The following is a 14,628-nucleotide window of genomic DNA, read 5'->3' as shown; positions in this document are numbered from 1 at the left end:
GCCGCCCGGCGATCGAGGGCATCACGCGGAGCGCGGTACGGGGCCGGGGGCCTGCCCCGGTTCCGGGAAGGGGCGGGGCCGGGAGGCGACTCGCCCGCCGCAGGTGGCGCGCCCGGGCCCCGCGTACGGCGAAGGGGCCCGGGAGACCCGGGCCCCTTCGCCGTACGGTGCGGTCCGCCGCGTCGAGAACGCGGAACCGCCGATCAGTCCACCAGGTTCACCGACCGCGCCGACGTCGCGCCGATCTCGTCCGAGATCTCCGCCAGCACCGCCGGCGGCACCGTGTCGTCGACGGTCAGGACGACGAGCGCCTCGCCGCCCTCCTCCGCCCGCGAGACCTGCATGCCGGCGATGTTGAGACCGGCCTCGCCGAGGATCCGGCCCACGGTGCCGACGATGCCCGGGCGGTCCTCGTAACGCAGGACGGCCATGTGGTCGGCGAGCGCCAGGTCCACGTCGTGCTCACCGATCGCGACGATCTTCTGGAGGTGCTTGGGGCCGGCCAGCGTGCCGGAGACCGCGACCTCCTCGCCGCCGGAGAGCGTGCCACGCACGGTGACGACGTTGCGGTGGTCGGGGGACTCGGAGCTCGTGGTCAGGCGGACCTCCACACCACGCTCCTGCGCGAACAGCGGCGCGTTGACGTAGCTGACGGTCTCGTCGACGACGTCCTCGAACACGCCCTTGAGCGCGGACAGTTCGAGCACCTTGACGTCGTGCTGGGTGATCTCGCCGTAGACCTCGACGTCGAGACGGACCGCGACCTCGCCCGCGAGGGCGGTGAAGATGCGGCCGAGCTTCTCGGCGAGCGGCAGACCGGGGCGCACGTCCTCGGCGATCACGCCGCCTTGGACGTTGACCGCGTCCGGTACGAGCTCACCGGCGAGCGCGAGGCGCACCGAGCGGGCGACGGCGATGCCGGCCTTCTCCTGGGCCTCGTCCGTGGAGGCGCCGAGGTGCGGGGTGCACACGACCTGGTCGAGCTCGAAGAGCGGCGAGTCGGTGCAGGGCTCCTTGGCGTACACGTCGAGGCCGGCGCCGGCGACGCGGCCCTCCTTGAGCGCCGTGTACAGCGCCTGCTCGTCGACGATGCCGCCGCGCGCGGCGTTGACGATGCGGACGGCCGGCTTGACCTTGTGCAGCGCCTCGTCGCCGATCAGCCCCAGCGTCTCCGGGGTCTTCGGCAGGTGGACGGTGATGAAGTCGGAGACCTCGAGCAGCTCGTCGAGGGACAGCAGCTTGACGCCCATCTGCGCGGCGCGGGCCGGCTGCACGTAGGGGTCGTACGCGACGATCTTCATGCCGAACGCGGACATCCGCTGGGCGACCAGGACACCGATGCGGCCGAGGCCGACGACGCCGAGGGTCTTCTCGCTCAGCTCGACGCCGGTGTACTTCGAGCGCTTCCACTCGCCGTTCTTCAGCGCGGTGTTGGCCTGGGGGATGTTGCGCGCGGTGGCGACGAGCAGGCCGCACGCGAGCTCGGCGGCGGTGACGATGTTGGAGGTCGGGGCGTTGACGACCATCACGCCGGCCTTGGTGGCGGCGGACACGTCGACGTTGTCCAGACCGACGCCCGCGCGGGCGACGACACGCAGCTTCTTGGCGGCGGCGATGGCCTCGGCGTCGACCTTCGTCGCGGAGCGGACCAGGATCGCGTCGACGTCGGCGATGGCGGGGATGAGCTCCGCGCGGTCGGCGCCGTTGCAGTGCCGGATCTCGAAGTCCGGGCCCAGCGCGTCGACGGTGGCGGGCGACAGCTCTTCAGCGATGAGTACGACAGGTTTCGAGCTCACGTGAGTCCTCACAGATGCAGTGCGGACGGCCGTCCCGACGGCCGCAGGCGGTGGAGGGGGCAAGCCGCGTGGAAGACGCACGACACTGTGGGCCTGACGCGATGGTGTTGTTGAGCAGTGTAGTGCTGCCGCACGCTGCGTCTTGCGCCTCGTTGGCAGGATCACTCGTCCGTGGCTGGACGAAGTGGCGGAGGCGAGGGGACCGGGGACCGGCCCCCTCGCCCGGTCGCTCACGCCTCGTCGTTGTCGACCCAGCTCATGAGCTTGCGCAGCTCCTTGCCCGTGGTCTCGAGCAGGTGCTCGGAGTCCTGGGTCTTGTACTCGTCGTACTTCTTCAGACCGCCGTGGTACTCGTCCATCCAGTTCTTGGCGAAGGTGCCGTCCTGGATCTCCGCGAGGACCTTCTTCATCTCGGCCTTGGTCTGGTCCGTGATGATCCGCGGGCCGGTGATGTAGTCGCCCCACTCGGCGGTCTCGGAGACCGACCAGCGCATCTTCTCGAGGCCGCCCTCGTACATGAGGTCCACGATCAGCTTCAGCTCGTGGAGGCACTCGAAGTAGGCGATCTCCGGCTGGTAGCCGGCCTCGGTCAGCGTCTCGAAGCCCGCCTTGACCAGCGCGGAGGCACCACCGCAGAGCACGGCCTGCTCACCGAACAGGTCGGTCTCCGTCTCCTCGGTGAAGGTCGTCTTGATGACGCCGGCGCGGGTGCCGCCGATGGCCTTGGCGTACGACAGCGCCAGCGCGAAGGCGTTGCCGGTGGCGTCCTGCTCGACGGCGGCGATCGCCGGAACGCCGCGGCCCTCCTCGTACTGGCGGCGGACCAGGTGGCCCGGGCCCTTCGGGGCGACCAGGGCGACGTCGACACCGGCCGGCGCCTTGATGAAGCCGAAGCGGACGTTGAAGCCGTGGGCGAAGAACAGCGCGTCGCCGTCCTTCAGGTTGCCCTTGACGGACTCCTCGTAGACCTGCGCCTGGATCGGGTCCGGGATCAGGATCATGATGACGTCGGCCTCGGCGGCGGCCTCGGCGGGCGTCACGACGCGCAGACCCTGCTCCTCGGCCTTGGCCTTGGACTTGGAGCCCTCGTGCAGACCGACGCGGACGTCGACACCCGAGTCACGCAGCGACAGCGCGTGGGCGTGCCCCTGGCTGCCGTAGCCGATGACCGCGACCTTGCGGTTCTGGATGATGGACAGGTCGGCATCGTCGTCGTAGAACAGCTCGGCCACTGGGATATCTCCTTGGAGTGCTGGTGTTGCGTCCCACCGTACGGCGGGAGAGGACGGGGAGGTTTCGGGGTCTCGCCAGGCGAGAAAGGGAGTCAGGCGCTGCGATCCAGGGCGCGCAGCGACCGGTCCGTGATGGAACGGGCGCCCCGCCCTATGGCGATCGTGCCGGACTGGACGAGTTCCTTGATGCCGAACTGCTCCAGCATCTTCAGCATCGCTTCCAGCTTGTCACTCGAACCGGTGGCCTCGATGGTGACGGCCTCGGGCGACACGTCGACCGTCTTGGCGCGGAACAGCTGGACGATCTCGACGATCTGGGAGCGGGTCTCGTTGTCGGCGCGGACCTTCACCAGCACGAGCTCGCGCTGGATGGCGCCACCGGGCTCGAGTTCGACGATCTTCAGGACGTTGACGAGCTTGTTGAGCTGCTTGGTCACCTGCTCGAGCGGCAGGTCCTCGACCTGGACCACGATGGTGATGCGGGAGATGTCGGGGTGCTCGGTGACACCGACGGCGAGCGAGTCGATGTTGAAGCCGCGGCGGGAGAACAGGGCGGCGATCCTGGCCAGGATGCCGGGCGTGTTCTCCACCAGGACGGAGAGCGTGTGCTTGGACATGTGCGTCGTTCCTCTTCCTGCAGCTCTTCCTGCGGCTCTCAGTCGTCTTCGCTGTCGCCGAAGTCGGGGCGGACACCCCGGGCGGCCATGACCTCGTCGTTGGAGGTACCTGCGGCGACCATGGGCCACACCTGGGCGTCCTCGTGGACGATGAAGTCGATGACGACCGGGCGGTCGTTGATCGCGTTGGCCTCGGCGATGACCTTGTCGAGGTCGTCGGGCGACTCGCAGCGGATCGCGTAACAGCCCATGGCCTCCGACAGCTTGACGAAGTCCGGGACGCGGGTGCCGGCACTCTTCTCCAGGCCGCTGGCCTCGGGGCCGGAGTGCAGCACCGTGTTGGAGTAGCGCTGGTTGTAGAACAGGGTCTGCCACTGGCGGACCATCCCGAGGGCGCCGTTGTTGATGATCGCGACCTTGATCGGGATGTTGTTCAGGGCGCAGGTGGTGAGCTCCTGGTTGGTCATCTGGAAGCAGCCGTCGCCGTCGATCGCCCAGACCGTGCGCTCCGGGGCTCCGGCCTTGGCGCCCATCGCCGCGGGAACCGCGTAGCCCATCGTGCCCGCGCCGCCGGAGTTCAGCCAGGTGGCGGGCTGCTCGTAGTCGATGAAGTGGGCGGCCCACATCTGGTGCTGGCCGACGCCGGCGGCGAAGATCGTGCCCTCGGGGGCGAGTTCGCCGATGCGCTGGATGACCTGCTGCGGGGCGAGGCTGCCGTCGCCCGGCTGCTCGTAGCCGAGCGGGTAGGTCTCGCGCCAGCGGTTGAGGTCCTTCCACCACGCGTTGTAGTCGCCGGTGTTGCCGGTGCTGTGCTCGGCCTGGACGGCCTGGACCAGGTCGGCGATGACCTCGCGGGCGTCGCCCACGATCGGGACGTCGGCGGCGCGGTTCTTGCCGATCTCCGCCGGGTCGATGTCGGCGTGGACGATCTTGGCGTACGGGGCGAAGCTGTCCAGCTTGCCGGTGACACGGTCGTCGAAACGGGCTCCGAGGGCGACGATCAGGTCGGCCTTCTGCAGCGCGGTGACGGCGGTGACCGCACCGTGCATGCCCGGCATTCCCACGTGCAGCGGGTGGCTGTCGGGGAACGCGCCCAGCGCCATCAGGGTGGTGGTGACGGGGGCTCCGGTGAGTTCGGCGAGCACCTTCAGCTCGGCCGTGGCGCCGGCCTTGAGGACGCCGCCGCCGACATACAGGACCGGGCGCTTGGCGCCGGTGATCAGCTTGGCGGCCTCGCGGATCTGCTTGGCGTGCGGCTTGGTGACCGGGCGATAGCCGGGCAGCTCGGTCTGCGGCGGCCAGCTGAAGGTGGTCCTGGCCTGGAGGGCGTCCTTGGCGATGTCGACGAGGACGGGGCCGGGGCGGCCGGTGGACGCGATGTGGAAGGCCTCCGCGATGATGCGCGGGATGTCGTCGGCCTTGGTGACCAGGAAGTTGTGCTTGGTGATCGGCATCGTGATGCCGCAGATGTCCGCCTCCTGGAAGGCATCCGTGCCGATGGCCTTGCTGGCGACCTGGCCGGTGATCGCGACCAGCGGCACGGAGTCCATGTGCGCGTCGGCGATCGGGGTGACCAGGTTGGTGGCGCCGGGGCCGGAGGTCGCCATGCAGACGCCGACCTTGCCGGTGGCCTGTGCGTAGCCGGTCGCGGCGTGGCCCGCGCCCTGCTCGTGGCGGACCAGGACGTGGCGGACCTTCGAGGAGTCCATCATCGGGTCGTACGCCGGGAGGATCGCCCCGCCCGGGATGCCGAACACCGTGTCGGCCCCTACTTCCTCGAGAGAGCGAATGAGGGACTGCGCACCCGTGACGTGTTCGACGGTGGCGGACGGCTGTCCGCCGGTACGGGCCCGCGGCTGCGGATGGTGGGCCCCGGAGGCCTGCTCGGTCATCGGCGTTCTCTTCTCGAAGCTGAGGGTTTTCGCGAGGTTTGATGCGGTTCTGATCTGGCTGCTGTCGGCGCCGGTGCAACAAAAAACCCCTCGTGCCGTGAGGCAAGCGAGGGGAGCGCGTCGGGAGGTGTCTGCAGAGCTGTCGGTGCGGCCCTGCTAGCCGACGCGCTTTCCAAGTACGAGAATTCGGGTGCGCATGGCAATGACCCTCCCCCCGGCGCGCTACCACTGTCAAGTGGGTGGGACGCGCGTCTCATTATTTGAGCCATTCCGGGCAGGCGGCACGCCCGCGGCAAGCAGCGGCAGCCCCAGCCCGTCGGGCACCGGATACTCGCCCCTGGCCAGCGCACGGCGCAGCCGGTACTCGTCCAGCGGCCCGGAGAAGGCCATTCCCTGGCCGTGGGTGCATCCCATGGCGCGCAGCGCCAGCACCTGCTCCGGCACATCCACGCCGTCCGCCACCGACTGCATGCCGAGGTCGCCCGCGATCCGCAGCAGCCCGCTCGTGATCTTGTGCACTCTGGCGGACTCGACGACGCCCTCGATCAGGCCCCTGTCCAGTTTCAGCACGTCCACGGGGAGCCTGCGCAGGGCGTTGATGGCCGCGTAGCCGCTGCCGAAGCCGTCCAGCGCGATGCGTACCCCCATCCTGCGCAGGGCGGTCAGCCGCTGTTCGAGCTCGTCGAAGGAGATGCGCGGATCACTGTCCGCGAGCTCGATGACGAGGGCGCCCGACGGCAGGCCGTGCCGCGTGAGCAGGGCCTCGATCGAGCCCAGCGGCAGCGCCCTGTCCAGCAGCAGACGCGCGGGCAGTCGCACCGACACCGTTGTCCGGTGGCCCGTGCCGGCGCGTTCCGCCGCCTGGCCGACGGCCTCCTCCAGCAGCCAGCGGCCGAGCTCGGCGCTGCGGTCGCCGTCGTCTGAGACCCGCAGGAACTCGGCAGGGGTGAAGAGGATGCCCTGCGCGGAGCGCCAGCGGGCCTGCGCGGAGACCGCCGCGATCCGGCCGGTGGTGAGGCTCACCACCGGCTGGTGCAGCAGCGCGAACTCGCCCTCGTGCAGGGCGCTGCGCAGCCGTGCGGCGAGTTCGGTGCGCCGGACCACCTCGGCCTGCATCTGGGGCGCGTACAGCTCCACGCGATCCTTGCCCGCGGCCTTGGCCCGGTACATGGCGAGGTCGGCGTTGCGCATCAGGTCGGTGGGGCTCATCGCGGGCTCGGCGAAGGCGACGCCGATGGAGGCCGCCACCCGCACCTCGCCGCCGTCGATGCGGTACGGCTGGGAGAGCATGAGCCGCAGCCTGTCGGCGATCTCCAGTACCTGCGACTCGCGGGCGGACCTGTCCCCGGACCCGTCGCCGACGATCAGGGCGGCGAACTCGTCGCCCCCGAGCCGGGCGGCCGTGTCCGCGGCCCGTACGGAGTCGGCCAGCCGCCGCGCCGCCTGGATCAGCAGCTCGTCGCCCGCCTGGTGGCCGAGCCGGTCGTTGACGCCCTTGAAGCCGTCGAGGTCGATGAAGAGCACGGCGGTACCCTCGTCGCCCGCCCTGCGGCCGTTCAGGGCGCCCCTGACCCGCTCGGTGAACAACGCTCGGTTGGGCAGGTCGGTCAGCGGGTCGTGCTCCGCGTTGTGCTGCAACTGGGCCTGCAACCGGACTCTTTCCGTGACGTCACGGCTGTTGAAGATCAGGCCGCCCTGGTGGCGGCTGACGGTCGACTCCACGTTGAGCCAGTCGCCGGAACCGGATCTGAATCGGCACTCCATGCGTGTGGTGGGCTCCGCCGACGGCTCGGCGGCCAGGAAGCGGCGCAGCTCGTGGACGACGCGGCCGAGGTCCTCCGGATGGATGAGCGAGGCGAGCTCGGTTCCGACCAATTCCTCCGCGTCACGCCCGTAGACGCCCGCGGCCGCGGGCGAGACGTAGCGCAGGACCCCCGACCTCGCGGCGATCATGATGACGTCGCTCGACCCCTGCACCAGCGAGCGGAAGTGGTTCTCCTTCTGCGCCAGCTCGTGGGTGAGGGCGATGTTGTCGAGGAGCATGATGCCCTGCCGCACGACGAGGGCGAGGACGACGGTGCAGCCGGTGAGCACGACGACCCGGTCGACCCGGCGCCCCTCGATGACGTTGTGGAGGATGCCGAGGGTGCACACGGCCGCGGCCAGGTACGGGGTCAGCGCGGACAGTGAGCTCGTTATGGGACGCACCGGATTATTCCTCGTGCCCCGTGGCGGACCCGCCGGCTCGCCGGTGCCTCCCCAAGGGGCGTAGGCGAGCAGCAGCGAGCCCGCGAACCAGCCGGCGTCCAGCAGTTGGCCGGAGCTGTAGCTCTCCCGCAGCAGCGGGGAGATGAACAGGGCGTCGCACAGCACCGTGAGCGCGAGGCCGGCGATCGCGGTGTTGACCGCGGACCGGTTGGCGGGAGAGCGGCGGAAGTGCAGCGCGAGCACCATGCTGACCAGCACGATGTCGAGCAGCGGATAGGCCAGCGCGAGGGCGGCCGGGGCCACGCTCTCGCCCTGTGCGTGTGCGGTGTGGGCGAGCGCGAGGCTCCAGGAGAGTGTGAGCAGCGAGCCGCCGATCAGCCAGGCGTCGAGCGCGAGGCAGACCCAGCCGGACTTGGAGACCGGCCGCTTGGCCAGGACCAGGAGTCCCACGATGGCGGGCGGCGCGAAGCAGAGGAAGAACAGATCGGCCACGGACGTGCTCGGCACGGCGCGGCCGAGCACGACCTCGTACCAGCCCCAGACGGCGTTGCCCGCCGCCGCCATGGCGGAGGAGAAGGCGAACAGCAGCCACGCGGGCCTCAGGCGGCACTTCTGCGTGCGGGCGTAGAGCAGGCAGGAGACGGCGGCGATCAGGGCGGCCAGGCTGAGGCCGAAGTCGCCCATGATCAGAGCGAGTCGGTCGGAGCCCCAGCCGAAGGCGGCGCCCACTCCGTAGCCGGCGCAGACGACAGCCAGGACGAGCTGATGCTTCAGCCTCGAGCCGCCGCGCGGCAGCGCGTCCCGGAACAGCAGTGCCCCTGGCGCGCTCATCGCACTGTCCCGGGTTGCGCCGCCGTCCCCGGAGGCGCGGGCGGTGCGGAGGCCTGGGGCGCGGCCGTCGGAGTCGTCGCTCCGCGCAGCGCAGTACGCGGGAGTCGCCAGCGGCTGCCCTGCCGCGTCGGATCGTCGGTCCATCGGCCGTGCATCGCCCGTCGCCCCCCTCACGTCTGATCGGCAATCAGTTCGCGCCACAGCACCACCCCTCGCACGGTGCAGCCCCCAGGTCGGGACGATACACCAATATCGTCACTCAGGGACATAGCCCCTCTACTCTCCGTGACGATCTCTGGCGATTAAGGCACGCGGTGCATTCGAGTGACTTCGAAGCGTGTCGTATCGGGGTCGGCTCGAAGGTCGTTATCCGGTCGTCACGACGACATTCCGCAGCGCCTCGCCCGCCGCGAAGCGGCTGACCTGATCGGCCAGCAGGCGCTTGGCCCGTGGCATGAACGCCGAGGTGGAGCCGCCGACATGGGGACTGATCAGTACGCCGCGGGCGTGCCACAGCGGGTGCCCGGCGGGCAGCGGCTCGGGATCCGTGACATCGAGAGCGGCCGTGATCCGGCCGGTCTCCACCTCCGCGAGCAGCGCCTTTGTGTCGACGACCGGACCGCGGGCGACATTGACCAGAAGTGCTCCGTCCTTCATCCGGCTCAGGAAGTCGGCCCCCACCAGCCCCTTCGTCCGATCCGTGAGCGGAGTGGAAAGGATCACGACATCGGCCTCCGGCAACAGGACGGGAAGGTCGGTGAGTGCGCGCACTTCGCCGCGCTCCGTTGTCCGGGCGGAGCGCGCGACGCGCGCCACCCGCGCACACTCGAACGGCGCGAGCCGGTCCTCGACGGCGGCGCCTATTGACCCGTATCCCACGATGAGCACCGACTTGTCGGCCAGCGACGGGTAGAAGCCGGCCCGCCACTGCTCCGAGTCCTGCCCGCGTACGAATCCGGGGATGCCGCGCAGCGAGGCGAGGACGAGCGCGAGGGCGAGCTCGGCCGTGGACGCCTCGTGGACGCCCTTGGCGTTGCACAGCCGCACGCCGGCGGGCAGCAGGTCGAGTCCGGGCTCCACATGGTCGATGCCCGCGGACAGTGTCTGCACGACGCGTACGGACCTCATGGCGGGCAGCGGCCGTATGGCCACCTCCATGCCCTTCATGTACGGGACGGCGTAGAAGGCGCAGTCGGCGGGGTCGGCGGGGTAGTCGGGTCCGCCGTCCCAGAACCGGTACGTCAGGCCCGTGGCGGAGGGCGCGGGCAGGCCGCCGATCTCGTCGGCCGGGACGGGGAGCCACACATCAGCAGTCATGGTCAGGAGGCTATGCGAAGGCCGCGGGCGCCCATTGGTTAGTTTGGGAGCGATCGAGGGAGAGGTACGGGGAGTTGGAGCGCAGGGCGATCGGTGCGGCAGGCCTCGAGGTGGGCGCCGTGGGGCTCGGCTGCATGCCGATGAGCTGGGCCTACAGCAGCTCCCAGCAGCGTGGGGACCGGTCGCTCCGTACCGTCCACAGCGCGCTCGACGCCGGTTCGAGCCTGCTGGACACGGCCGACATGTACGGCCCGTTCACCAATGAGCTGCTGCTCGGCCGGGTCCTCAAGGAACGGCGCGAGGACGCCTTCGTGTCGACGCAGGCGGGCCTGCTCGTCGGCGACCAGCACATCGTCGCCAATGGGCGGCCCGGCTATGTGAAGCGCGCCTGCGACGCCTCACTGCGGCGGCTCCAGACCGACGTGATCGACCTCTACCAGCTCCACCGCGCCGACCCCGAGGTGCCCGTGGAGGAGACCTGGGGCGCGATGGCGGAGCTGGTCCGCGCCGGCAAGGTGCGGGCGCTCGGGATGTGTGCCGTCGGTGCACGGGCGTCACGCCGCTCGGGGGGCGACCTTCACGAGGGAACGATTCGCCAACTGGAGCGGATGCAGCAGGTGTTCCCGGTGAGCACGGTGCAGGCGGAGCTGTCCGTGTGGTCGCCACAGGCCCTGGAACGGCTCCTCCCGTGGTGCGAGACGCGCGGGGTGGGATTCCTCGCGGCCACACCGCTGGGGAACGGTTTCCTGACGGGAACCCTCACCCCGGGACAGGGTTTCGAGCCGGACGACGTACGGGCGCGCCACCCCCGCTTCACGGCGGAGATGATGGCGGCCAACCAGCCGGTCGTGGCGGGACTGCGCCGGGTCGCCGCACGGCACGGGAGCGCCGTCACACCGGCGCAGGTGGCCCTGTCCTGGGTGCTGGCCCAGGGACGGCACGTGGTGCCGGTGCCCGGTACGAAGCGGCCGGAATGGGCGGTGGAGAACGCGGGCGCGTGGAAGGTGGAGCTCACGGCGTACGACCTGGCGGAGATCGCGGCGCTGCCGCCGGCACGGGGTTCGTGGGACTGAGCTGCGCGGTCGCCGGGTGCGGGCCCGGCGCGCTGACCGCGGCCGCGCGCCTTCACGAGCCGGAGTGTCGACCTTGCCGAGGCGTCCCGGCGGCCCGGCACATGGACCGCTGCCGCAGCTTCTCCGCAAGATCGGGAACCTGAACGGCGGCAGCGGTGTAAAAAAACAGGAAGGCAGCTCCAGCCGCCGTCGAAGGGATCACAACCGTGCACCGTCCTGCAGTGACGGCCGTAATGGCCGCCGTCGCACTCCTCTTTGCGGCCGGATGCTCGTCGGGCGACGGGACGGGTCCGTCCGCCGGTACACCCGGCGCCTCCAAAGAGGCCGCCCCGCCCTCGACCGCGGCACCGAGCCCCCCTCCCAGCCCCGCCGGCCCGCCCGCGAAGGGCTCCGTCAAGGTTGTGTCCACCCTGGCGGAGGACCTCAAGTCGCCCTGGGGCGCGGCCGTCCTGCCGGGCGGCGACCTGCTGGTGACCTCACGGGACGAGGGCACCATCACCCGCGTCGACGCGGAGAGCGGCGAGAAGACCGAGATCGGTTCCGTGCCGGGTGTCGCACCGGGCGGGGAGGGCGGCCTGCTGGGCCTCGCGATCTCCCCCTCCTTCGCCTCCGACCACCAGGTGTACGTGTACTTCACCACCGCCTCCGACAACCGCATCGCCCGCCTGCTCTACGACGAGCAGAAGCCGGCCGGCCAGCAGCTGGGCGCGCCGGACACGGTGCTCCGCGGCATCCCCAAGGGGATCATCCACAACGGCGGTCGGATCGCCTTCGGCCCGGACAAGATGCTGTACGCGGGCACCGGCGAGACGGGCGAGACCGGTCTCGCCCAGGACAAGGAGTCGCTGGGCGGCAAGATCCTCCGCATGACGCCGGACGGCCGCCCGGTCCACGGCAATCCGGAGGCCGACTCGGTCGTCTACTCGTACGGCCACCGCAATGTGCAGGGCCTCGCCTGGGACTCCGAGAAGCGACTGTGGGCGGCGGAGTTCGGGCAGAACACCTGGGACGAGCTCAATCTGATCGAGCCGGGGAAGAACTACGGCTGGCCGGAAGTCGAGGGCGAGGGCGGCCGGTCCGGCTTCGTCGACCCCGTCGCGCAGTGGAAGACGACGGACGCCTCACCGAGCGGCATCGCGTACGCGGAGGGCTCGATCTGGATGGCCGGGCTGCTCGGCGAACGCCTGTGGCGCATCCCGCTGTCCGGGACCGCGCCTTCCGCGGACCCGCAGGCTTTCCTCGAGGAGGAGCACGGCCGTCTGCGTACCGTCGTACCGGCGGGCGGGGACAAGCTCTGGCTCCTCACCAGCGAGACCGACACCCGCGGCACGCCGGAGTCGGGCGACGACAAGATCCTCCAGCTGGAGGTCCGATAGGGGAGGCCGATCCGTGTTCAACGCCTTCGAGGAGATCTTCGCACCGGGCCGTAAGCACACCGACGACGAGCGCAACCGCTTGGCGCTGACCAGGGTCGACGTGGGTGACGGCGACCCGGGCCGCGGCCCGATAGACCTCGACTCGGGCAAGGTGACGGTCAGGGCCACGGACGCGCCATCGGCAGCAGACGCTCCAGCGGCGGACGCGACGGTGGGGCCGGCCCGGGAGCCGGGTGCACAGGCCGGAGCCGCCGGAACGGCTGACGCGGCAGGGACGGTCGGCACGGCTGACGCGGAAGTGGACAGGCACGAGAATCCGTCGTCGCGGAGGATCACGCCGCCTGGGTGAAACACCGGCGGTCGGGGACGACTCGCCCGCCTGGCCCTCCGTCCTCGGCGGAGGGACGCTCGCCGCGCCGCGCGTCTGCGGCGCGTGTCTGCGGCGGGAACGCGGCGTTCGTCGTCGGCCTCCCTGGACCGGCCGGACGCCGACGGCACAGTGCACGGAACGCCGTGGTGTACCAGTGCTCGGGCAGGCTGGCGGAGCCGGAGCGCGCCGCCGCCCCGGAGGCGCTGGCCAGGATGCTGGGCACCGGGCGGCGAGCGTGCTGATGCTCCTGGACAGCCCGATGAGCACGACGCACCTCGTGGCGCTGACGGGCCAGGGTCTCGGCTCCGTGGGCCGGCACCTCAAGGTGCTCCTGGGCGCCGGGCTGGTGGGCCGCCGCCGTGCGGGACGGTCCGTGCTCTACTACCGCTCGACCGCCGGCGACGTGCTGGTACGGGCCCAGGGCTCGTAGCGACCGCGGGGCGTGACAGCCCCCGGGATCACGGCCCGGGAATCACAACGCGTGCCTCACAGCCGGGGCTCACGGCTCGTAGACGTACGGCGTGGTGGTGCACAGCGCCGTGAAGCCGAGCCGTTCGAGGATGGGCCGGCTGTCGTCCGACGCGTCGACCTGCAGAAAGCGGACGCCGCCGGCCACGGCGAGACGTGCCCGGTGGGCGACCAGGGCCCGGTAGATGCCGCGGCCGCGCCATGCGGCGAGCGTGCCGCCGCCCCAGAGGCCGGCGAAGTCCGTCCCCGGGTAGCGTTCCAAGCGTGCGGAGCAGACGGGGAGGTCGCCCGCCATCGCGACGGTGATGGCGATCGTGTCGGGGTCCTTGGCCAACTGGACGAGGAGCTGCTCGCGAAGCCGCTCGCTGCTCGTGCCGAAGGCCTGCTCGTGCACCTGGGCCACGAGGTCGACGCCCGCCGGGCCGGTCACCGGCTCCAGCCGTACCCCGTCGGGCAGTGCGGCGCCGGCGGTCAGGCCGGCGGCCTCCCCGACCATCACCGTCTCGTCGGGCTCCGGGGTGAATCCGGCCGCGAGCAACCGCTCACCGAGGTCGTGCGGAGTGTCATAGCTGTACAGCTTCCACTCGAACGGGCGACCGAGCCCGGAGAAGTACCGCACCTGACCCTCGATCGCGGCATCGGCGGTCTCCGGACGCAGCGCGGACCACAGGACACCGCTCCAGTCACCGTCGGCACCGGTGCGGCGCACCATGTCGCCGACCGGCTCGCCGCCCGGGGCATGCCGGCGCAACTGCCGGTCGAACAGGGCGAGTACGGCCTGCTGATCACTTGGGTCCATCCGGGCATTGGAGCACCGCCTGCTCAGGAGCACCATCGGTTTTCTGCGCTGCCCTTCGCGCTGCCCGCTACGCGGCCCGTCGCTTGCGCCACTCAGGTGCCAGCACCGACCAGATCTGCTCGTCGTGCCGCTCGCCGCGGTACAGGTAGAGCTCCCGCTGGGTGCCCTCGTGTGTCATGCCCAGGCGCTTGGCGACATTGATGCTGGCCTGGTTGGCGGAAGCGACGATCCATTCGACGCGGTGCATTCCGCGTACCTCCACCGCCCAGTCGATGATGACCGTCACGGCGCGCGTGACCAGGCCCCGGCCCGCCGCGGTGGGTTCGAGCCAGCAGCCCGCCTCGCAGGTCCCCTGGGCAACGTCCATGGTGCGGAACATGACACCGCCGACGAGGGTGCCCTCCATCCAGATGCCGTAGATGCGTCCCGTGTCCGCGGCCGCCTTGTCGGCGTACGACTGGAGGAAGGTCCTTGCGGCGGCGACGTCCTTGACGATGTCCGGCAGGCCGACGTGGCGGCCGATGTACTCGCGGCCACGGTCGATGTGGGCGAAGAACTCCTCCGCCTGCCACGGTTCCAGGGGACGCAGCTCCGCTCCGTCGTCGCCGAGGCTTATGGCAAACACAGTGCTCCTTCGGTGGACCGTGGG

The 14,628-nt window shown here is 70.7% G+C and carries 11 protein-coding genes and 1 pseudogene; 4 read left to right on the top strand and 8 right to left on the bottom strand.

From position 1 onward, the window contains the following. Positions 1-203 precede the first annotated feature (203 nt). The 6 genes from serA to MDN94_RS15735 all read right to left on the bottom strand — a co-directional run bounded on the left by serA (position 204) and on the right by MDN94_RS15735 (position 9,893). Positions 204-1,796 carry a phosphoglycerate dehydrogenase gene (gene serA / locus MDN94_RS15760; protein WP_441266027.1) on the bottom strand — a complete coding sequence of 531 codons (1,593 nt, stop codon included), beginning with the start codon at positions 1,794-1,796 and terminating at the stop codon, positions 204-206. 230 nt (positions 1,797-2,026) lie between these two features. Next, complete coding sequence (gene ilvC, locus MDN94_RS15755; protein ID WP_005311532.1) at positions 2,027-3,028, bottom strand: ketol-acid reductoisomerase; 1,002 nt, start codon at positions 3,026-3,028, stop codon at positions 2,027-2,029. 92 nt (positions 3,029-3,120) lie between these two features. Continuing rightward, positions 3,121-3,645 (bottom strand): acetolactate synthase small subunit, encoded by a 525-nt coding sequence (gene ilvN / locus MDN94_RS15750; RefSeq protein WP_159686740.1) that lies wholly within the window; start codon positions 3,643-3,645, stop codon positions 3,121-3,123. Positions 3,646-3,683: 38 nt separating this feature from the next. After that, positions 3,684-5,537: an acetolactate synthase large subunit gene (locus MDN94_RS15745; RefSeq protein WP_482726423.1), complete on the bottom strand. Its 1,854-nt coding sequence runs from the start codon at positions 5,535-5,537 to the stop codon at positions 3,684-3,686. A 231-nt stretch (positions 5,538-5,768) separates the two neighbouring features. Next, on the bottom strand, positions 5,769-8,576 hold the full coding sequence (locus tag MDN94_RS15740; protein WP_482726422.1) for a putative bifunctional diguanylate cyclase/phosphodiesterase: 2,808 nt from the start codon (positions 8,574-8,576) through the stop codon (positions 5,769-5,771). Between the two features lie 366 nt (positions 8,577-8,942). Continuing rightward, positions 8,943-9,893, bottom strand: a complete 951-nt coding sequence (locus MDN94_RS15735) for a 2-hydroxyacid dehydrogenase (protein ID WP_482726421.1) — start codon at positions 9,891-9,893, stop codon at positions 8,943-8,945. Positions 9,894-9,967: 74 nt separating this feature from the next. On the opposite strand from MDN94_RS15735, the gene MDN94_RS15730 reads away from it, so the two are divergent. The 4 genes and pseudogenes from MDN94_RS15730 to MDN94_RS15715 all read left to right on the top strand — a co-directional run. Then, positions 9,968-10,966, top strand: a complete 999-nt coding sequence (locus MDN94_RS15730) for an aldo/keto reductase (protein ID WP_482726420.1) — start codon at positions 9,968-9,970, stop codon at positions 10,964-10,966. Positions 10,967-11,199: 233 nt separating this feature from the next. Beyond that, positions 11,200-12,342, top strand: coding sequence for a PQQ-dependent sugar dehydrogenase (locus MDN94_RS15725; RefSeq protein WP_482727083.1), 1,143 nt, complete (start codon positions 11,200-11,202; stop codon positions 12,340-12,342). A gap of 13 nt (positions 12,343-12,355) precedes the next feature. Beyond that, positions 12,356-12,691, top strand: a complete 336-nt coding sequence (locus MDN94_RS15720; protein ID WP_482726419.1) for a DUF6191 domain-containing protein — start codon at positions 12,356-12,358, stop codon at positions 12,689-12,691. Between the two features lie 155 nt (positions 12,692-12,846). Continuing rightward, a pseudogene (locus MDN94_RS15715) lies at positions 12,847-13,142 on the top strand (ArsR/SmtB family transcription factor); the annotation flags it as partial. Positions 13,143-13,211: 69 nt separating this feature from the next. Here the strand turns inward: MDN94_RS15715 and MDN94_RS15710 are convergent. Further along, positions 13,212-13,979: a GNAT family N-acetyltransferase gene (locus MDN94_RS15710; protein WP_482726418.1), complete on the bottom strand. Its 768-nt coding sequence runs from the start codon at positions 13,977-13,979 to the stop codon at positions 13,212-13,214. Positions 13,980-14,046: 67 nt separating this feature from the next. Then, positions 14,047-14,604 (bottom strand): GNAT family N-acetyltransferase, encoded by a 558-nt coding sequence (locus MDN94_RS15705; protein WP_482726417.1) that lies wholly within the window; start codon positions 14,602-14,604, stop codon positions 14,047-14,049. Positions 14,605-14,628 lie beyond the last annotated feature (24 nt).

Source organism: Streptomyces sp. WAC00040, from assembly GCF_056835925.1.
This window is presented reverse-complemented; position numbering and strand designations above follow the sequence as displayed.

Excerpts from the sequence above, each read along its gene's own strand:
- ilvN (WP_159686740.1), bottom strand. The coding sequence starts at position 3,645 with ATGTCCAAGCACACGCTCTCCGTCCTGGTGGAGAACACGCCCGGCATC.
- MDN94_RS15745 (WP_482726423.1), bottom strand. The coding sequence starts at position 5,537 with ATGACCGAGCAGGCCTCCGGGGCCCACCATCCGCAGCCGCGGGCCCGT.
- MDN94_RS15740 (WP_482726422.1), bottom strand. The coding sequence starts at position 8,576 with ATGAGCGCGCCAGGGGCACTGCTGTTCCGGGACGCGCTGCCGCGCGGC.
- MDN94_RS15735 (WP_482726421.1), bottom strand. The coding sequence starts at position 9,893 with ATGACTGCTGATGTGTGGCTCCCCGTCCCGGCCGACGAGATCGGCGGC.
- MDN94_RS15725 (WP_482727083.1), top strand. The coding sequence starts at position 11,200 with ATGGCCGCCGTCGCACTCCTCTTTGCGGCCGGATGCTCGTCGGGCGAC.
- MDN94_RS15710 (WP_482726418.1), bottom strand. The coding sequence starts at position 13,979 with ATGGACCCAAGTGATCAGCAGGCCGTACTCGCCCTGTTCGACCGGCAG.